Genomic DNA, 19,186 nt, shown 5'->3' on the forward strand with positions numbered 1-19,186 from the left:
GTCCTCGGTCCGGCGGGCTGCGTACCGAGGAGCACAACGTGTTTTCGCCGGCCGCTGCGGGCGGACACCCCCCGCCGCGTCCCCTCCTCGCCGTCGGCGGCCGGCCGGTGCGTCGGGGCCGACGTCTGCGGCTTCCGCCGTCGGCCGTGTGCATGTCGTACGGGCTGCTAGGCGCTTAGCGCGTTTCGTACTGCTCGTACCAGGGACTGTGCCCTTGGGTCTGCTGTTACGCCTGGCTGGAAGCCGTTGGTTACGTAGCCGAAGGCGATTCCCGACTCCGGGTCGGCGAAGCCCAGGGCGCCGCCTCGGCCGGGGTGGCCGAAGGAGTGGGGGGTCAGGAGGGGGGAGGCCGGGCCGTGGAGCATGGGGCCCAGGCCGAAGCGGGTGTTCACCATGAGGACTCGGTCGGGGCCCGATGACTGTTCCTTGCGGGCCAGTTCCATGGTGGAGGGGGTGAACAGGCGTACGCCGCCGTCCACTTCGCCTGTCAGGGAGGCGTATACGCGGGCCAGGCCGTCGGCGGTCGCTATGCCGTTGGAGGCGGGGAGGGTGGCGGCTCGGTAGGCGGGGGCGTTTTCGTCGGGGAGGGGGGTGATCGCGGCGAAGGCTCGGCGGGTCAGCGATGTCGGGTCGGCGTAGGCGTCGGCCACGGACTGCTTGGGTCGGGTGCGCAGGGTGCCCTCTACGCGGGGTGGTTCCACCGGGCCTACCCGGCCCACTCGGTCGTGTTCCTGGGCGGGCAGGCCCAGCCACAGGGGCGCGTCGACCGGCCCTGTGATCTCGTGCGCGATCCACTCGCCCGCCGGGCGGCCGGTGATGCGCCGGATCAGTTCGCCGGTGAGCCAGCTGTAGGTCTGGGCGTGGTAGCCGTGGGCGGTGCCCGGTTCCCAGGCCGGGGCCTGTGCGGCCACGGCGGCCGCGCCGAGGTCCGGGTCGGCGGCCTGTTCGGGGGTGAGGGGGTGGTCGAGTACGGGTACGCCCGCTCGGTGGGCGAGCAGGTGGCGTACGAGGGTGTGTTCCTTGCCGTGCGCCTTGTACTCCGGCCAGTACTCGCCCACCGGGGCGTCCAGGTCCAGTTCGCCGCGCTGGTGCAGGAGCAGGAGCGCGGCGGCTGCGACGCCCTTGGTCGCGGAGCGGATGATCTGCGCGGTGCCCTCCTGCCAGGGCTCGGTGCCGTCCACGTCCCGGGTGCCGGCCCACAGATGGACGACCCGGTGGCCGTCGCGGTAGACGGTGACGGCCGCGCCCCGTTCCCCGAGCCGGGTGAAGTTCGCCGCGAACGCCTCCCCGACCGCTTCGAAACCTTCGGCCACCGTGCCGTTCACGTTCGCTTCCACACCGAGCCCCTTCACTGGCTTGCGCTCACGAGTGAAACACGGGGGCGTGGCCTTCGATTCCTCGGTGGGATGGGGTTCACATGTCACACGCCCCGCGTCACGGCCCTCGGGTCGAAGCCGAAGGGCAGCTCCAGCCGGTGGGCCCGCATCAGCGTGTCGTCGCCGAGCAGGTCGCCGGTCGGGCCGTCCGCCGCGATCACGCCGTCGCTGAGGATCAGGGAGCGGGGGCACAGCTCCAGGGCGTAGGGCAGGTCGTGGGTGACCATGAGGACGGTCACGTCCAACGAGCGCAGGATGTCGGCCAGTTCGCGGCGGGAGGCCGGGTCCAGGTTGGAGGACGGTTCGTCCAGGACCAGGATCTCCGGCTCCATCGCCAGTACCGTCGCGACCGCCACCCGGCGGCGCTGGCCGAAGGACAGGTGGTGCGGGGGGCGGTCCGCGAAGTCCGCCATGCCGACCTGGTCCAGCGCGCTCCGTACCCGCTCCTCCAGCGCCGCGCCCTTGAGGCCGGCCGCCGCCGGGCCGAAGGCCACGTCCTCCCGTACGGTCGGCATGAAGAGCTGGTCGTCGGGGTCCTGGAAGACGATGCCGACCCGCTGCCGGATCTCCGCCATGTGCCGCTTGCCGACCGGCAGTCCGGCCACGGTCACCGTGCCGGTGCCGCCGCCCAGGATACCGTTCAGATGCAGCACGAGCGTCGTCTTGCCCGCGCCGTTCGGGCCGAGCAGCGCGACCCGCTCACCGCGGGTGATCGAGAAGTCCACGCCGAACAGCGCCTGGTGGCCGTCGGGGTAGGCGAAGGCGAGGCCGGAGACCTCCAGCGAAGCAGAAGCAGTACTCACGCCGACCATCCCAGCACACCTCTCACAGGGCCCAGCCCAGCAGGCAGACCACGAGCGCGGTCGCCGGGAGGGTCAGGGCGTACGACCACTGGGTGCGGGACGCGGCGATGTCGTCGATGACCGGCATGGTGCCGGAGTAGCCCCGGCTCATCATGGCGAGGTGGACGCGCTCGCCGCGTTCGTAGGAGCGGATGAACAGGGCGGCCGCCGACTTGGCGAGGACGCCCCAGTGCCGTACGCCCCGCGCCTCGAAGCCGCGGGACTCGCGGGCGATCCGCATCCGGCGCATCTCGTCGGTGACGACGTCGCCGTAGCGGATCATGAAGGACGCGATCTGGACGAGCAGCGGCGGCAGCTTGAGCCGCTGGAGGCCGAGCAGCAGTTCGCGCAGGTCGGTGGTGGCCGCGAGCAGGACGGAGGCGGCGACGCCCAGGGTGCCCTTGGCGAGCACGTTCCAGGCGCCCCACAGCCCGTCCACGCTCAGCGACAGGCCGAGCCAGTGCGTCCGCGGGCCCTCGGCGACGAACGGCATGAGTGCCGCGAACGCCACGAACGGCACCTCGATGACCAGCCGCCGCAGCAGGAACCCGGCGGGCACCCGGGCCCGGTACGCGACGCAGGCCAGCAGCACGGCGTACACCCCGAACGCCCACATCGCCTCGCGCGGGGTGGCCACCACCACGACGACGAAGGCGAGGGTGGCGGCGAGCTTGGTGTGCGGGGGGAGGGTGTGGACGGGGGAGTGCCCGTGCCGGTAGAGGCGGTGGGCGTGTCCCGCGCCCATGTCAGGCCTCCGCCGGCACGGAACGGCGCCTGCGCACCGCCCAGAACACCGCGCTGCCCGCCACGACCGTGACGCCGACGCCGATCACGCCCGCGAGTCCGCCGGACAGGCGCGCGTCGGAGACGTCCCTGACGCCGTAGTCCGCGAGCGGGGAGTCGGCGGAGGCGTGCCGCTCGGCCTTCTTGTCGATGCCCTGGTCGTGGGCGACCTTCTCCAGGCCGTCGGGGTGGGCGGAGGCGTAGAAGCTGACGAATCCGGCGAGGACCAGCGAGGTGACCAGGCCGGTGATCCACAGGGTGCGCCGGGAGGTGCGCGCGGCCACCGGGGCCGGGGCGTCGGTGGGCGCGTCCACCAGCTCGCCGTTCACCCGCAGCCGGAGCCGCTGCCGCAGTCCGCGCGCGCCGTAGACCAGGTCGGGGCGTACGGCGACGACGGCGCCCACCGTGAGCGCGGTGATCACGGCCTCGCCGATGCCGATCAGGACGTGGACGCCGATCATCGCGGTGGCGACCTTGCCGAGGGACACGTTCGTGGTGCCGCCGACGGCGTAGATCAGCGTGAAGACCACGGCGGCGGCCGGTACGGAGACCAGCGCGGCGACGAAGGACGCGGCGGTGACCGAGCGCCGGGTGCGCGGCAGCACCGCGAGCAGCCCCCGGAAGACGGCGTACGAGACGACGGTGGTCGTGAGCGCCATGTCGGTGATGTTCACGCCGAGCGCGGTCAGCCCGCCGTCCGCGAACAGCACGCCCTGCATGAGCAGGACGACGGACACGCAGAGCACGGCCGTGTAGGGGCCGACGAGTATCGCGGCGAGCGCACCGCCGAGCAGGTGGCCGCTTGTTCCGGCCGCGACGGGGAAGTTGAGCATCTGTACGGCGAAGATGAACGCCGCGACGAGTCCGGCCAGCGGTGCGGCGCGCTCCTCGCCCAGTTCGCGGCGGGCACCGCGCAGGCTCACCGCGAGGGCGCCGGCGGCGACCACTCCGGTGACGGCGGAGGTCGGGGCGTTGATGAATCCGTCAGGTACATGCACAGCACGATTTTAGGGGCTTGTTGCGAACCCTTTGCAAGAGAGAGGAAGTCTCGGTTTCATCGTTCCCGGCCGTCCGGGGGCGTAAATCGGAAAATATGGGACATTAGAGACGAGGTGGATGGACGGCACCGGCGATGTCACCCCATGTGAGAGGGCGATCCGATGTCTGTAGTCGAGCAGTACGCGCGCGCCCACATCGTCACGGACGAGGACGAGGACGACCCGGGAGCCGTACCCGTCATGCTGACCTACGACCCCGACACCGACCCCTGGTCGATCCGTGTGGGGCTGCCCGGACCGCAGGAGTGGACCTTCTCCCGCGCGCTCCTGGAGGAAGGGCTCCGCGCCCCCGCCGAGAGCGGTGACGGGGACGTACGGGTCTGGCCGTGCGGCCGGGTCCAGGCGGTCGTCGAGTTCCACTCGCCGCAGGGCGTGGAGGTCGTGCAGTTCGACGTCAAAGCGCTCATGCGCTTCCTGCGCCGCACCTACACGGCCGAGCCCGTCCGCAGCTGATCTGCGAACGGGCTCGTTCCACACGTGAGTTGTGCGGTGGAGTGGTGCGGTCGGGCTGTGCGGTCGGGTTGTGCGGGTCAGCTCCCGAGCTTCAGCAGGGCCGCCACGATCGGGCCCGCCGTGTCGCCGCCGTGGCCGCCCGCCTGGACGACGCCCGCCGAGGCCATGTCGCCCTTGTAGGCGGTGAACCAGCCGTTGGGCTTCTTCTGGTTGTCCACCTCGGCCGAGCCGGTCTTCGCGCCGTAGTCCGGGCCGAGCCCGGACATCGCCTCGGCGGCGGTGCCGTAGGCCGCGGTGAACTGCATCAGCTCGCGCAGATCGGCCAGCGTCTTCGCGGACATGGTGCGCGAGGCGGTTGCCAGCGTGCGGTGGTCCACCGACGGCGCGACCAGGTACGGCTGGTGGAAGGTGCCCGTCTTCACGGTCGCCGCGACCGACGCCATGTTCAGCGGGTTCATCCGCACCCCGCCCTGCCCGATCAGGTCGGCCGCCATCGGCGCCCCCGACTGCACCGGCACCGAGCCGTCCAGGGTGGGCACGCCGATCTGCCAGTTGTCCATGGAGAGGCCGAAGACCTCCCGCGCCTGCTTGGGCAGGTCGTCGCTCTTCAGCTTCTTCGCCTGGCTGATGAAGGCGGTGTTGCAGGAGCGGCCGAAGCTCGCCTTGAAGGTGCCGCCCTTGATCTCGAAGTCGTCGTCGTTGTGGAACTTCCAGCCGCCGTACGTGTACGTCTTCGGGCACGGGTGCTTCTTGTCCGGCGACGCCAGACCCTTCTCGATCAGCAGCGAGGAGGTGATGACCTTCATGGTGGAGCCGGGGGCCAGCGAGCCCTGGAACGCGGTGTTGAAGCCGTGCCCGCTGTTCGCGACCGCGAGAATCTCACCCGTCGAGGCGCGCAGGGCGACCACCGACGCCTTGTCCTGCTTGTCCACCTGCTTCTCGGCCGCCTCCTGGAGCGCCGGGCTCAGCGTGGTCTTCACCGTGCCCGGGGTGCCCTCGCTGAGCGTCACCAGGGTCTTGTCGGACAGCCCGGCCTTCCCGGACGCCTTGCCGCGCACCACGCGCAGCTCCACGCCGGCCTTGCCGCCCGCCTGCTTGCCGTACTTCTCGCGCAGGCCGTCCAGCACCGGGCCCAGCGAGGGGAACCTGGCCGTCGTCAGCTCGCCGCCGTCGCGGTCCAGGGCCTTGACCGGCGGGGTGCCGGACTCGCCGGTGACCAGCTTGTCGCCGTCCTTCAGGTCCGGGTGGACGACGGAGGGCTGCCAGTCCACCACCGCCGCGCCGTCGGACTTACGGCGCACCACGGTCAGCGAACTGTCGTACGCCAGCGGCTTGTCGGTGCCCTCGAAGGAGACGGTCGCCTTCACCGAGAACGGCACCTTCGCGCCCGCGCGCTTTCCCGCCGTCAGCGTGACGTCCTTCAGACGGGCGTCCTTGGCGTAGCCGGTGAGCAGGGCGGTGGCGGCGGGGGCGTCGTCGGTGACGGCGGCCGCCTTGGCCGGGTCGTTCTTCTGCCAGGCCGTCAGGAAGCGGGTGGCGGCCGTCTGCACCTCGATGGCGCTCGGCGGACCCGTCTTGACCTCCTTGTGGTCCGACAGGGTCCGGTCGTCGGCCGACGCGCCGCCCTCGTACAGCGCGTAGAGGCCGAAGCCCGCGCCGCCGACGACGACGGCGATCATCCCGCCGAGTACGGCGGGTCTGGTCTTCGGCCGCTCGGCGGCACGCCTTCTCTTGCCCACAGTCCCAAGTCCTCCGCGCTCTCCCCAGGGTCCCCGCAGCCCTCACACATCCCCAACGTCGGCCACCACACTAGAGTCCCCGCGCGTGTGCCCGCGCTCAGCCCATGCTCCGTAGCACTCTTGCGACAATCGGACCGGAGGCGTCGATGCCATGGCCGCCGTCCTCGGTGACCGCCGCGGCGGCCACGTCGTTGCGGTAGCCGGTGAACCAGCTGTTGGACTTCGTCTGGCTGTCCACCTCGGCGGAGCCGGTCTTGGCGCCGATGACGCCGGTCATCCCGGCCATCACGCCCGAGGCGGTGCCGGAGCGGGCGGTGCGGTTCATCATCTCGCGCAACTGCCGGGACGTGCCCGGCGCGAGACCCTGGGCGGTGGCCGCCTCACGGCCGTCCAGGCTCAGCGGCACGATCACCGGCTGGCGGAAGACCCCGGTCATCGCGGTCGCGGTCACCGAGGCCATGTTCAGCGGGCTCATCTGCACCTGGCCCTGGCCGATCAGCCCGGCCGCCGTGTCGGGGCCGCCCGGCGCGGGTACCCGGCCGTCGAAGGACGGCACGCCGATCTTCCAGTCGTCACGGCCGATCCCGAAGTGCTGCGCGGCCTCGTTGGTCAGCCAGTCCGGCCGCACGTCGTCCGCGAACTTCACGAAGGCCGTGTTGCAGGAGCGGGCGAAGCTGTCGGCGAGGGTGGCGTTCTCGTTCGGCGTCATGCCGGCGAGGTTGTTGAAGGTCTGGCTCTGCCAGACGGCGCTGGGCGGGCAGGGCGCCGGGCCGTCGGCCGAGGTCAGGCCGTGGTCGATGAGGGTCGCGGCGCTGACTATCTTCATGGTCGAGCCGGGGGCCAGCTCGCCGAGGAAGGCCGCGTTGAAGCCGTCGTCGCGGTGGTTGGCGACCGCCAGTATCTCGCCGGTGCTCGGCTTGACCGCGACCACCGAGGAGTTGGTGTAGTGGGCGACCGCCGACTCGGCCGCCGCCTGCGCACCGGCGCTGAGCGTGGTCCTGAGCTTGCCGGTCCGGCCCTTCACCAGCGTCATCAGGGTGGTGTCGGCGGCCGTGTCCCCCTCCGCCGCGTCCTGATGGCGGATCACCAGCTCCACCCCGCCCCGGCCGCCGGCCTTGTCGCCGTAGCGCTGCCGCAGTTCGTCGAGGATCGGCCCGAGCGAGGGGTACTTCTCCCGGGTCAGCACCCTGCCGTCCCGGTCCACGGCCTCGATCTGCGGGGAGGCGGCCTCCTCGATCGTCAGCGTGTCCCCCTTCTCCAGCCGGGGGTAGACCACCGAGGGCTCCCAGTCGACCAGCGGCCGGTGCGAGGTCACCCCGCGCACCACGGTCAACTCGCTGCTGTACTCGATGGGTTCGGACTTCTCGCCGTACTTCACCTGCGCCGTCACCTTGAACGGCACGGTGGCGCCGTCGGCCTTGCCGGGCCGGATGCGGACGCCGGTGATGTGCGCGTCGTCGCCGTACGCCGTGAGCAACTGCTCGGCGTCCTCGGGGAAGTTGGTGTACGTGGCCGCCTGCGCGGGCTCGTTCCCCGTCCAGGCGGCGAAGAACGCCTTGCTGGTCTCGGCCACTTCGTCCTTGTCGGGCGGCCCCGTCCGCACCTTGGGCGCGCTGCTGCCGACTCCGGTGCCGCCCAGCGCGGAGGCGACGTTGTACATCCCGTAGCCCGCGCCGCCCAGCATCGCCGCGCAGACCCCGCTGATGACGACGACCTTGACTTTCCCGCCCATGAACGCGTCCCTCCCCAGCCCCGTGTCCCCGTGGTGCGACCGTTCGCTCGCGTCCCGGCGCCCTGAACGCGTTCAAAAATCGGTGCGGGGGAACTGTATGCGCTCGTGGACCACTCGTGTGGTCTTCGTGTCGAGAGTTGTCGATTGTTGACCGAACGGAGATGTTGCGCGGCTGCCCGCCCCTGGTACGTGGTGTGGGCGTCCGCCGTGGCGCGTGAGCGTTCCCGCGAGGTGCGCGGGGGGTGAGTCCGGCCGACGTCGGACCGGCCGGACCCACCGGGGCCCCCGGCCGCCGGCCCGGCTCCGGGGTGCGTTCCGGAGCCGGGCCTCAAGGCACGGGGGCCGTGCGGGAGGCTCTCCCCCTGGGGCCTCCGAGGAGAGAGACAACCCCAACCGACCCCCCTCGCTCAAGCGTCCGGCGCCCGACCCGGGGAGGGGTTCGTCCCGGTTTGCCGGTGGCGGGCGCCGGGGTGTTCGACTGGCGCGTTCGGATGGCGAATGGCGAAACCGCAGGCGGGGGGCGTGCGGGGGTGGCGAAACCTGGCGTATGGGCGGGTACCGCCTGCCTTCCCGGCCCCCCTCGCGCGCGCCTCGCCCGCATCGCCTCCCGGCCCGCGGCTCAGCCCTCGTCCCGCACCGCCTCCACCAGCGCGTCCGCCGCGAGCAGGCCGAGGGCGTTGGAGGCGAGCGGGCTGTCGCCGGTGAGGAGCTTGCGGTCCTGGTGGACGCGGCCGGTCATGTCGTCGTTGAGGACGTTCAGGCCCTGCTCGCGCAGCAGTCCGGCGACCAGCCACTGGAGCCGTCCGGGCAGATAGCCGATCTCCAGGTTGGGTCCCTCGTCGAGCGCGTCCGGGAAGACGCAGACCGAGTAGCCCTTGAACGGCGACTCGCTCTTGCCCAGGGAGGCCGCCAGCAGCGCCGCGGGGCCGTGGCACAGGGTGATGACGTACTTGTCGTTCTCCAGGGCCCAGTCCAGCGTCCGCGCCACGTCCTCGCTCCTGGGCAGCCCCACCACGGCTCCGTGGCCGCCCGGGATGAACACGGCGAGGTACTCCGAGTCCTCGCCGAGGCCGTTCGCGACGACGTCCGCGAGGTCCAGGGGTTCTTCAGCTTCGGCTTGAGCGTCTCGTAGGCGGACAGGACGGCCTCGTCCTCGCCCGGCATCGCCCACAGCTCCAGCTTCGCCGGGTAACCGCCCACGGTGGCTACGTCGATGTCGAAACCGGCCTCCAGCAGATGGTGCGCGGGCAGCAGCATCTCCACCGGATGATTTCCCGTGGAGAACATCTTGCCGTTCTCCAGCAGGACATAGCGTTCCGCCGAGGCGATCATCAGCACCTTTTTGTCGCCGGAATAGGCGTCCTTGTGCTTCACGCCGTCGAAGTCGGTTCTGGGCGAGGTGTATTGACTCAGTGAATACGGGGACGGGAAATAGGCGTCGTCCTCGGCCCGGTCCGGAGCCGGCTCCTTGCTCAGCCCGTCGGAAGCCGTTGCCATCGTTGCTCACCGCCTCGGTGTCGGTGATGGTCAGGGACACCCCCCGCCCAGGCTAACCCCCGTGAACGGGCCTGTCAGAGGGGCCGCGCGGCGGTGGGTGGCGCGCCTCTTTCCGCAGGTGCACAGTGGTCGGGAGGAGGAGTCGCATGTCTCGGCAACCGCTTGAAACGTCCCAGGAATTCGACTTCGTCGTGGTCGGCTCCGGCGCCGGGGGAGGTCCCCTGGCCGCCGGTCTCGCTCTCGCCGGACATCGCGTCCTGGTGCTCGAAGCCGGTGACGACCACGCGTGCCCGTACTATTCCATTCCGATCATGCAGGCTTTCGCCAGTGAAGATCCGGACATGGCGTGGAGCTTTTACGTACGGCACTGGGACGATACGGAGAACCAGCGCGAGGACCGGAAATTCGTCGACGCGGAGAACGGCGTTCTGTATCCGAGGGGCAGTTCCCTCGGCGGCAGTACGACGGTGAACGCGCTCATCACCCTCTTCCCGCAGGGCAAGGAGTGGGAGCGGCTGGTGGAACTGACCGGCGACACCGGCTGGTCCACCGAGGCCATGCGCGAGCGGTTCCGGCGCCTGGAGAACTGGCAGGGCCAGGACGCCGAGCCCCTTCCCGGCGAGACACCCGCCGAGCGGGACGCCAAGGCCCGGCACGGCAGGGACGGTTGGCTCGGCACGACCCGCGCCGCACCGAGTCTGGCCGGCCGGGAGCCGAGGTTCCTCGACATCATCGGCGCGGTGGAGCGGACCGCCCGCGACCGCTTCAACATCCCCGACGACGTCCCGCTGCCCCGCGACCCGAACGCCGCCGACACCCCGCCCGACTTCCAGGGCATGGGGTTCGTCCCGACCGCCGTGCACGACGGGGTGCGCAACGGCTCCCGCGAGCGGCTGCTCGACGTACGACGGCAGGTCGGGGACCGGCTGACGATCAGGACGGACGCGCTGGTGACCCGGGTGTTCTTCGACGGCGACCGGGCCGTGGGCGTCGCCTACCGCGCGCAGCACCGGGCGTACGGCGCCTCGTCGCACGAGACCTGCCGGCTCGACCCCGACCCGGCCGACGGGACCGAGGACGAGAGCGCCGAGGCGGTCGCGTACGCCACCAAGGAGGTCGTCCTCGCGGGCGGCACCTACAACACCCCCCAGCTGCTCATGCTGTCCGGCATCGGACCCCGCGAGGAACTGGAGCGGCTCGGCATCCCCGTGCGCGTCGACGCCCCCGGCGTGGGACGCAACCTCCACGACCGCTACGAGGCGTCCGTGGTCGCCGAACTCGATCACGACTACGCCCTGTTCGAGGGCTCCTCGCTGAACGTGCCCACCGCCGGCGAGCCCCGCGACGCGCTGATCGGCGAGTGGGACGACGACCACGGCGGCCCCTACTCGACCAACGGGCTGCTCGCGACGCTCATCGCCGAGTCGAGCGTCGCCGACGGCGACTCCGACCTCATGCTGCTGGTGCTCCCCGTCGACTTCCACGGCTACTACCCCGGCTACGCGGAGGACGGTTCGCACGCGCGCGACCGGCTGGCCGTCGTCGTCCTCAAGGGCCACACCAAGAACCGCGGCGGCGTGGTGAGCCTGCGCTCCGCCGACCCCGCCGAGCCGCCGGACATCAGCTTCCACTACTTCTCCGAGGGCAGCCCCGGCTGGCAGGAGGACCTGCGCGGCATGGTCGACGGGATCGAGATCGCCCGCGACGTCATCGCCCACGCGGCCGGCGCCGGTGTCACCCGCGAACTGGTCCCCGGGCCCGAGGTCCGCACCACCGGCCGGCTGGAGGAGTGGATCCGCACCCAGTCCTGGGGCCACCACGCCTGCGGCACCGCGAAGATCGGCGCCGACGACGACCCGGCCGCCGTGCTCGACGGCGACTTCCGCGTGCGGGGAGTCCAGGGGCTGCGCGTGGTCGACGCCTCCGTCTTCCCCGACATCCCGGGCCTGTTCATCGCCTCCGCCGTCTACCTGATCAGCGAGAAGGCCGCCGAGACACTGCTCGCGCGGTACCCGGCCCAGGAAACGGAAACGGCGACGGCCCGGCGGTGAGACCGCCGGGCCGTCGACAGAAAACGGGCTACACCCAGGTGTCCAGCCACATCCGCGACCGCCACTGGTCGATCGGGATGGCCTGGCCCGTGAACAGGGGCCAGAAGTAGATGAAGTTCCAGGCGATCAGCAGGACCAGGACGCCCGCGCCCGTCGCGCCGACCACGCGGCGGGTGTCGGTGGAGTGGGCCGGGCCGATGACGGCGCCGATCATCATGGCGACCGCGAGGCAGAGGAACGGCACGAAGACGACCGCGTAGAAGAGGAAGATCGTGCGCTCCTGGTACAGGAACCAGGGGAGGTACCCGGCCGCGACACCGCAGGCGATGGCACCGGCGCGCCAGTCGCGGCGGAAGACCCAGCGCCACAGGACGTACAGCAGCGCCGCGCAGCCCGCCCACCACAGGGCCGGGGTGCCGATGGCCAGCACCTCGCGGGCGCACTTGCCCGCCGTGTCGATCGGGCAGCCGTCGGCGCCGGCGGAGGGCGACTCGTAGAAGTACGACACCGGGCGGCCCAGCACGATCCAGCTCCACGGGTTGGACTGGTAGGTGTGCGGGGACGACAGGTGGACGTGGAACTCGTAGACCTCGTGCTCGTAGTGCCACAGGCTGCGCAGCCAGTCCGGCAGGAAGGTCCAGGAGCCGCCCTTGCCCGCCGTCGCGGCCCAGTCGCGGAAGTAGCCGCCGGTGCCGTCGGTGGGGGAGAGGATCCAGCCCGTCCAGGAGGCCAGGTAGACGGCGATCGTCACCGGGACCGTCGCGAGGAACGTGATGCCGGTGTCGTACTTCAGCACCGCCTCGTACGGGTGCCGGGCACCCGCGACCTTGCGCGCGCCCACGTCCCACAGCACGGCCATCACACAGAACGCGGCCAGGATGTACAGGCCGTTCCACTTGGTGCCGAAGGCCAGGCCCAGCATCAGACCGGCCGCCCAGCGCCAGGGGCGCCACCCGAGACGGAAGGTGTCCGCGACCTCCGCGTCCGGGCGGGCCCGGCCGTCCTCGCCGACCGGGAGCGCGGCCGCGAGTTTCGCGCGTGAGCGGTCGCGGTCGAGGATCAGGCAGCCGAACGCCGCCAGCACGAAGAACATCAGCACCCCGTCGAGCAGCGCGGTGCGGCTCATCACGAAGTGCAGACCGTCCAGCGCCATCAGCAGGCCCGCCAGGCAGCCGAGGAACGTCGAGCGGAACATCCGCCGGCCGATCCGGCACAGCATCAGCACGCTCAGCGTGCCGAGCAGCGCGGTCATGAAGCGCCAGCCGAACGGGTCGAACCCGAAGAGCAGCTCGCCGAGCCCGATCACGTACTTGCCGACCGGCGGGTGCACGACGTACGCCGCGTCCAGCGGGACGGACAGGTGGCCGTGCGTCTGGAGGACCGCGTCGTTGGCGTTCTTGTCCCAGTTGACCTCGAAACCGCGGTGGACGAGGGCCCACGCGTCCTTGGCGTAGTACGTCTCGTCGAATATCACCGCCCGCGGGCTGCCCAGGTTCCAGAACCGCAGCACGCCCGCGAGGAGCGTCACGAGCAGCGGGCCGCCCCACGCCGACCAGCGGGTGATCCGGTCGGCGAGCAGCGGGGGCGCGCCGAGGACCTGCCACAGGCGCGGCGAGGGCTCGGCGTACGGCGGCACCAGGCGGTCCCGTACGTCGCCCCCTCCCGGCGCGCCTCCCGCGGGCGCGTAGCCGAATCGGCGCAGCCGCCGCTGCCAGGAGGGCCGCTCGTCGTCGGGCGGCGCCTGGCCCTGCCGGAGGTCCGTGGAGGACGCGGTACTGGTCACCGCGCCATGGTAGGGAAAGCCGCTGTGGGAGTCCCGCGCATGTGCGGTACCGATTGGGACGCGATCGTTTTCCGCCCTCCCCCGGAGCCCTGGGAGGATGGGGGCGTGACTGGAACCCTTGTCCTCGCAGGTACCCCCATCGGCGACGTCGCGGACGCCCCGCCCCGGCTGGCCCAGGAGCTGGCGGGCGCCGACGTGATCGCCGCCGAGGACACGCGCCGGATGCGCCGGCTGACCCAGGCCCTCGGGGTGACACCGCGCGGGCGCGTCGTGTCGTACTTCGAGGGCAACGAGTCCGCGCGCACCCCCGAACTGGTCGAGGAGCTGCTCGGCGGGGCGCGGGTGCTGCTCGTCACGGACGCGGGCATGCCCTCGGTCTCCGACCCCGGGTACCGGCTGGTCGCGGCCGCCGTCGAGAAGGACGTCAAGGTCACCGCCGTGCCCGGCCCGTCCGCCGTCCTCACCGCGCTCGCCCTGTCCGGGCTGCCCGTCGACCGCTTCTGCTTCGAGGGCTTCCTGCCCCGCAAGGCGGGCGAACGGCTCTCCCGGCTCCGCGAGGTCGAGGGCGAGCGCCGCACCCTCGTCTACTTCGAGGCCCCGCACCGCCTGGACGACACCCTCGCCGCCATGGCCGAGGTCTTCGGCCCCGACCGCCGCGCCGCCGTCTGCCGCGAGCTGACCAAGACGTACGAGGAGGTCAAGCGCGGGGGCCTCGCGGACCTCGCCGCCTGGGCCGCCGACGGCGTCCGGGGCGAGATCACCGTCGTCGTCGAGGGCGCCCCCGAGCCCGGCCCCGAGGAGCTGGACGGCGACGAGCTGGTCCGCCGCGTCCGCGTCCGCGAGGAGGCCGGTGAGCGCCGCAAGGAGGCGATCGCGGCGGTGGCCGCCGAGGCGGGGCTGCCGAAGCGGGTGGTGTTCGACGCGGTGGTGGCGTCGAAGAAACCGCAGGGCTGAGGCGCACCCGTCCCTCTCCGGCGCGCCGGAGGTGTGCGCCCCATGCGTGGGCAAAAGGGGCGGCGCTCAGGCAAAGGGCTGCCCTCCGCGACAGGGGCGTTTCGGCAAGGGCGGCCCAAAACGGGTCCAATACTCGACAGGACGGATGCGCTCGCTCACCGTCCGGCGTCCACTGGTCGAAGGGACGAACCTGTCCCTCGCCTCCGGCGGACAAGAGGAGCGGGCATGAGCGAGATCGCAGGACCGGTCGGCCTCCGGGCGACGACCACCGCCGTTGTTCACGAGTCGTACTCCTTCGCCTGCATGAGCTGCGGGCACGGCTGGGAGCAGTCGTACGAGATAGCCCACCACACCGACACCGAGGGCCACGAGTGCGTCCGGTACGTGGCGGACGGCCGGGTCGTGCCGTCCCCGCTGAGTCGGCCCGCCTGCCAGAACTGCGACGGACACGTGGTGCGGATCATGCGCGCCGGGCAGGTGTCGTCGGTGCGTGCCTGCGCCCAGCCCAGGTCGTACGCCGTACGGCCGGTCGCCGCGCCGCCCCCGGAGACCGAGCCGCACCACTGGCACCTCTCCGACCTGCTGCACCCCTTCCAGCGCCGGGCGAGCTGAGCGCGGGCCTTTTCGTAGGATCGGCACATGCCTTCGAACGCCGGTCCCGCCCAGGACGACAAGCACGCGGCCCCGCCGCTCCCGGCACCCCTGGCGGTGCCCGTGGCCGATTCGCACACCCACCTCGACATGCAGTCCGGCACCGTCGAGGAGGGGCTGGCGAAGGCCGCGTCCGTGGGGGTGACGACCGTCGTCCAGGTCGGCTGCGACCTCGCGGGCTCCCGCTGGGCCGCCGAGACGGCCGCCGCGTACGACAACGTCCACGCGGCCGTCGCCCTTCACCCGAACGAGGCGCCGCGCATCGTGCACGGAGACCCCGACGGCTGGTCGAGGCAGGGGGCCCGTACGCCGGGCGGCGACGCGGCCCTGGACGACGCCCTCGCCGAGATCGACCGCCTCGCCGCGCTTGCGCAGGTCAAGGGCGTCGGCGAGACCGGCCTCGACTACTTCCGCACCGGGCCTGAGGGCAAGGAGGCCCAGGAGCGCTCCTTCCGCGCCCACATCGAGATCGCCAAGCGGCACGGCAAGGCCCTCGTCATCCACGACCGCGACGCCCACGCCGACGTCCTGCGCGTCCTCAAGGAGGAGGGCGCCCCCGAGCGCACCGTCTTCCACTGCTACTCCGGCGACGCCGACATGGCCGAGATCTGCGCCCGCGAGGGCTACTACATGTCCTTCGCCGGGAACGTCACCTTCAAGAACGCCCAGAATCTGCGCGACGCCCTGACCGTGGCCCCGCTGGAGCTGGTCCTCGTCGAGACCGACGCGCCCTTCCTGACCCCGGCGCCGTACCGGGGCCGCCCCAACGCGCCGTACCTGATCCCGGTCACCGTGCGCGCCATGGCCGCCGTACGCGGCACCGACGAGAACACCCTCGCCACCGCGCTCGCGGCGAACACGGCGCGCGCCTTCGGGTACTGAGCGCCCGTTCGAGGCGCGACGGACCGTAGTCGAGCCGCTTTGGAGAGTGACGCCCGCTCCGCTAGGTTCTGGGGGCCCGATCCGGACCCCTGGCCTCCTGGAGCGTGTGTCGGCGTGACCAAGTCGCAGTACGAGACGTACGGCCCCGTGGGCCCGCACGGCACCCACGGCCCGTTCACGCCCACGGTGGCCGACCCCGCCGGCGCCCTGCACCGGGCGGACACCCTGCCGTACGACCTGCCCGGCGGCCGGGACACCTACCGCCCCGCCTACGAGGCCGAGGCGTACCTCGCCACCGAGCCCGCGCTGCCGGTGCCGAGACCGGCGCCGGACGTGTACGACGTACGGGAGGGGGCGCCGGGGGGCCGCGCCGCGCGCCGCAGGGCCCGGGGCCGCACCCGCGCCCGCTCCGGTTCCCGGTCCGGCGAGCGCCCCGACTCCGCCGTGCGCAGGCTCGTCCCGCAGGCCCTCGTCGTCGCCTTCCTCGCGGGCGGCACCAGCGCGTTCGTCGCCGAGGACAAGTCCGTCGAGCTGACCGTCGACGGCGGCCACCGCACCCTGCACACCTTCGCCGACGACGTGACCGAGCTGCTGGAGGCGGAGGACGTACACCTCGGCCGGCACGACGTGGTCGCCCCCGCCCCCGGCACCCCGCTGACCGACGGCGACGAGATCACCGTCCGCCACGGCCGCCCCCTCCGGCTCACCATCGACGGCGAGCAGCGCACGGTGTGGACGACCGCCGGCACCGTGGAAGAGGCGCTCCGGCAGTTCGGGGTGCGCGCCGAGGGCGCCTACCTCTCCGTCTCCCGCTCCCAGCCCATCGGACGCGCCGGGCTCCGCTTCGACGTCCGCACCGAGCGCACCCTCACCATCGTCGCGGACGGCCGCAGCCGCACCGTCCGCACCAACGCCGCCACCGTCGGGGAGGCGCTGGACGACGCCGGGATCGAGCTGCACGGCCAGGACACCACCTCCGTGCCCGCGACGAGCTTCCCGCGCGACGGCCAGACGGTCACCGTGCTGCGCGTGACCGGCACCCGCGAGGTCCGCGAGGAACCGATCCCGTACGCCGTGGAGCGCACCGGGGACCCGGAGCTCTTCCAGGGCACCGAGGTCGTCGACCGGCAGGGCAGCCCGGGGCTTCGCCGGGTCACCTATCTGGTGCGGACCGTCAACGGCGTACGGCAGCGGCCGCGCCTGGAGGGCTCCGAGGTGGTGCGCGAGCCGCGCCGGGGGAAGGTCCGGTACGGCACCCGGCCGCGCCCCGCCTCCGTGGGCGGCGCCGACCACCTCAACTGGCACGCCCTCGCCGTCTGCGAGTCCGGCGGCCGCCCCGACGCCGTGGACCCCTCGGGCACCTACGGCGGCCTCTACCAGTTCGACGCGCCCACCTGGCACAGCCTCGGCGGCCACGGCCGCCCCCAGGACGCCCCGGCCGAGGAGCAGACCTACCGTGCGAAGAAGCTCTACCAGCGCAGCGGGGCCAGTCCCTGGCCGCACTGCGGCGGCCGGCTGCGGGGCTGAACGGAGCGGGGAACAGGTGCTCGCACGCGCCCGTACGGACCCGTCGTGGGAGTCCGGCGCGCGGGAGGCCCCCTGTCGCCCCGTACCCTTGTTCCGTGAGTAGCCCCACCCCCGACGCCCTGCTCGGACCCGCCGACATCCGCGAGCTGGCGGCTGTGCTCGGCGTACGGCCGACCAAACAGCGCGGCCAGAACTTCGTGATCGACGCCAACACGGTCCGCCGCATCGTCCGCACCGCCGGGGTGCGCCCCGACGACGTGGTGGTCGAGGTGGGGCCGGGTCTCGGCTCCCTCACCCTCGCCCTGCTGGAGGCCGCCGACCGGGTCACCGCCGTCGAGATCGACGACGTGCTCGCCGCCGCGCTGCCCGCGACCATCACCGCCCGGATGCCCGAGCGGGCCGGCCGGTTCGCGCTGGTCCACTCCGACGCGATGCTGGTCGAGGAGCTGCCGGGCCCGCCGCCCACCGCGCTGGTCGCGAACCTGCCCTACAACGTCGCCGTCCCCGTGCTGCTGCACATGCTCGCGACCTTCCCGAGCATCGAGCGCACCCTGGTGATGGTCCAGTCCGAGGTCGCCGACCGGCTCGCCGCCGCGCCCGGCTCCAAGGTGTACGGCGTGCCCTCGGTGAAGGCCAACTGGTACGCCGAGGTCAAGCGGGCCGGTGCCATCGGGCGCAACGTCTTCTGGCCCGCGCCGAACGTGGACAGCGGGCTCGTCTCCCTGGTCCGCCGCACCGAGCCGATCAAGACCACCGCCTCCAAGAAGGAGGTCTTCGCGGTCGTGGACGCGGCCTTCGCGCAGCGCCGCAAGACCCTGCGCGCCGCGCTGGCCGGCTGGGCCGGTTCGGCCGCCGCCGCCGAGGCGGCCCTCGTCGCGGCCGGGATCTCCCCGCAGGCGCGCGGCGAGGCGCTGACGGTCGAGGAGTTCGCGCGGATCGCGGAGCACAAGGGGGCGGGCGCGTGAGCGTCACGGTACGGGTACCGGCCAAGGTCAACGTCCAGCTCGCGGTCGGCGCCGCCCGGCCCGACGGCTTCCACGACCTCGCCAACGTCTTCCTCGCGGTCGGCCTCTACGACGAGGTCACCGTGACCCCCGCCGACGAGCTCCGGATCACCTGCGAGGGCCCGGACGCCGCGTCGGTCCCGCTGGACCGCACCAACCTGGCCGCGCGCGCGGCCATCGCCCTCGCCGAGCGCCGGGGCATCGAACCGGCCGTCCACCTCCACATCGTCAAGGACATCCCCGTAGCCGGGGGCATGGCGGGCGGCAGCGCGGACGGCGCGGGCGCGCTGGTCGCCTGCGACGCGCTGTGGCGTACGGGGGCGTCCCTGGCGGAGCTGCTCGACATCTGCGCGGAGCTGGGCAGCGATGTGCCCTTCAGCCTGGTCGGCGGCGCCGCCCTCGGTCTCGGGCGCGGTGAACGCCTCACCCCGCTCGACATCGGCGGCGGCTTCCACTGGGTCTTCGCGATGGCGGAGCGGGGGCTGTCCACGCCGGCGGTCTTCCGCGAGTTCGACCGGCTGGCCGAGGGGCGCGAGATCCCCGAGCCGACGGCTTCGGCGGACCTCCTGGACGCCCTCGCCAAGGGCGACCCGGACGCCCTGGCGGCCACCCTCTCGAACGACCTCCAGCCGGCGGCGCTGTCCCTCTACCCGGAGCTCTCCGACACCCTGGCCGCCGGCCGCGACGCGGGCGCCCTGGCCACCCTGGTCTCCGGCTCGGGCCCCACGACGGCGTTCCTGACCCGGGACCCGGAGTCGGCGGCGAAGGTCGCGGAGGCGCTGCGGGTCTCCGGCACGTGCCGGACGGTACGGGTGGCGTCCGGGCCTGCGCCGGGGGCGTTGGTGGTCTGAGGC

16 protein-coding genes are annotated in these 19,186 nt (G+C 72.5%); 8 read left to right on the forward strand and 8 right to left on the reverse strand.

The genetic code is table 11. The features are described from left to right. Window positions 1-167: 167 nt before the first annotated feature. From AB0898_RS28845 to AB0898_RS28860, 4 genes are all read right to left on the reverse strand, one after another. Window positions 168-1,337 carry a serine hydrolase domain-containing protein gene (locus tag AB0898_RS28845; protein ID WP_366805962.1) on the reverse strand — a complete coding sequence of 390 codons (1,170 nt, stop codon included), beginning with the start codon at window positions 1,335-1,337 and terminating at the stop codon, window positions 168-170. Between the two features lie 83 nt (window positions 1,338-1,420). Beyond that, a complete protein-coding gene (locus tag AB0898_RS28850; protein WP_366805963.1) occupies window positions 1,421-2,188 on the reverse strand; it encodes an ABC transporter ATP-binding protein in 768 nt (255 codons plus the stop codon). Window positions 2,189-2,201: 13 nt separating this feature from the next. Continuing rightward, window positions 2,202-2,963, reverse strand: a complete 762-nt coding sequence (gene cbiQ / locus AB0898_RS28855) for a cobalt ECF transporter T component CbiQ (protein WP_366805964.1) — start codon at window positions 2,961-2,963, stop codon at window positions 2,202-2,204. A 1-nt stretch (window position 2,964) separates the two neighbouring features. Continuing rightward, window positions 2,965-3,999 carry an energy-coupling factor ABC transporter permease gene (locus AB0898_RS28860; RefSeq protein WP_366805965.1) on the reverse strand — a complete coding sequence of 345 codons (1,035 nt, stop codon included), beginning with the start codon at window positions 3,997-3,999 and terminating at the stop codon, window positions 2,965-2,967. 162 nt (window positions 4,000-4,161) lie between these two features. Between AB0898_RS28860 and AB0898_RS28865 the strand changes: the two genes are divergently transcribed. Continuing rightward, a complete protein-coding gene (locus tag AB0898_RS28865) occupies window positions 4,162-4,512 on the forward strand; it encodes an SsgA family sporulation/cell division regulator (RefSeq protein ID WP_366805966.1) in 351 nt (116 codons plus the stop codon). 77 nt (window positions 4,513-4,589) lie between these two features. Here AB0898_RS28865 and AB0898_RS28870 read toward each other — a convergent pair whose 3' ends face one another. From AB0898_RS28870 to AB0898_RS28880, 3 genes are all read right to left on the reverse strand, one after another. Then, window positions 4,590-6,251, reverse strand: coding sequence for a penicillin-binding transpeptidase domain-containing protein (locus AB0898_RS28870; RefSeq protein ID WP_366805967.1), 1,662 nt, complete (start codon window positions 6,249-6,251; stop codon window positions 4,590-4,592). Between the two features lie 97 nt (window positions 6,252-6,348). Beyond that, window positions 6,349-7,983, reverse strand: a complete 1,635-nt coding sequence (locus tag AB0898_RS28875) for a penicillin-binding transpeptidase domain-containing protein (protein WP_366805968.1) — start codon at window positions 7,981-7,983, stop codon at window positions 6,349-6,351. A 619-nt stretch (window positions 7,984-8,602) separates the two neighbouring features. Beyond that, window positions 8,603-9,025, reverse strand: coding sequence for a hypothetical protein (locus AB0898_RS28880; protein ID WP_366805969.1), 423 nt, complete (start codon window positions 9,023-9,025; stop codon window positions 8,603-8,605). A 601-nt stretch (window positions 9,026-9,626) separates the two neighbouring features. Between AB0898_RS28880 and AB0898_RS28885 the strand changes: the two genes are divergently transcribed. Then, window positions 9,627-11,531, forward strand: coding sequence for a GMC oxidoreductase (locus AB0898_RS28885; RefSeq protein WP_366805970.1), 1,905 nt, complete (start codon window positions 9,627-9,629; stop codon window positions 11,529-11,531). Between the two features lie 28 nt (window positions 11,532-11,559). Here AB0898_RS28885 and AB0898_RS28890 read toward each other — a convergent pair whose 3' ends face one another. Beyond that, on the reverse strand, window positions 11,560-13,314 hold the full coding sequence (locus AB0898_RS28890; protein ID WP_366805971.1) for a phospholipid carrier-dependent glycosyltransferase: 1,755 nt from the start codon (window positions 13,312-13,314) through the stop codon (window positions 11,560-11,562). 105 nt (window positions 13,315-13,419) lie between these two features. Here AB0898_RS28890 and rsmI point away from each other — a divergent pair, with 105 nt between their 5' ends. The 6 genes from rsmI (at window position 13,420) to AB0898_RS28920 (ending at window position 19,183) form a co-directional block, all read left to right on the forward strand. Further along, a complete protein-coding gene (gene rsmI / locus AB0898_RS28895) occupies window positions 13,420-14,268 on the forward strand; it encodes a 16S rRNA (cytidine(1402)-2'-O)-methyltransferase (protein WP_366805972.1) in 849 nt (282 codons plus the stop codon). A gap of 225 nt (window positions 14,269-14,493) precedes the next feature. After that, complete coding sequence (locus AB0898_RS28900; protein ID WP_366805973.1) at window positions 14,494-14,880, forward strand: hypothetical protein; 387 nt, start codon at window positions 14,494-14,496, stop codon at window positions 14,878-14,880. A gap of 27 nt (window positions 14,881-14,907) precedes the next feature. Next, complete coding sequence (locus tag AB0898_RS28905) at window positions 14,908-15,801, forward strand: TatD family hydrolase (protein WP_366805974.1); 894 nt, start codon at window positions 14,908-14,910, stop codon at window positions 15,799-15,801. A gap of 114 nt (window positions 15,802-15,915) precedes the next feature. Further along, window positions 15,916-17,328 carry a ubiquitin-like domain-containing protein gene (locus AB0898_RS28910; RefSeq protein WP_366805975.1) on the forward strand — a complete coding sequence of 471 codons (1,413 nt, stop codon included), beginning with the start codon at window positions 15,916-15,918 and terminating at the stop codon, window positions 17,326-17,328. A 95-nt stretch (window positions 17,329-17,423) separates the two neighbouring features. Next, window positions 17,424-18,293, forward strand: coding sequence for a 16S rRNA (adenine(1518)-N(6)/adenine(1519)-N(6))-dimethyltransferase RsmA (rsmA, locus tag AB0898_RS28915; RefSeq protein WP_366805976.1), 870 nt, complete (start codon window positions 17,424-17,426; stop codon window positions 18,291-18,293). Then, the gene (locus AB0898_RS28920; protein ID WP_366805977.1) at window positions 18,290-19,183 is read left to right on the forward strand and encodes a 4-(cytidine 5'-diphospho)-2-C-methyl-D-erythritol kinase; all 894 of its coding nucleotides are present in this window, start codon (window positions 18,290-18,292) and stop codon (window positions 19,181-19,183) included. Before rsmA ends, AB0898_RS28920 begins: the two co-directional genes overlap by 4 nt. The last annotated feature ends 3 nt before the right edge of the window (window positions 19,184-19,186 follow it).

The organism is Streptomyces sp. NPDC005435, from assembly GCF_040703155.1.
Classification (GTDB): domain Bacteria; phylum Actinomycetota; class Actinomycetes; order Streptomycetales; family Streptomycetaceae; genus Streptomyces.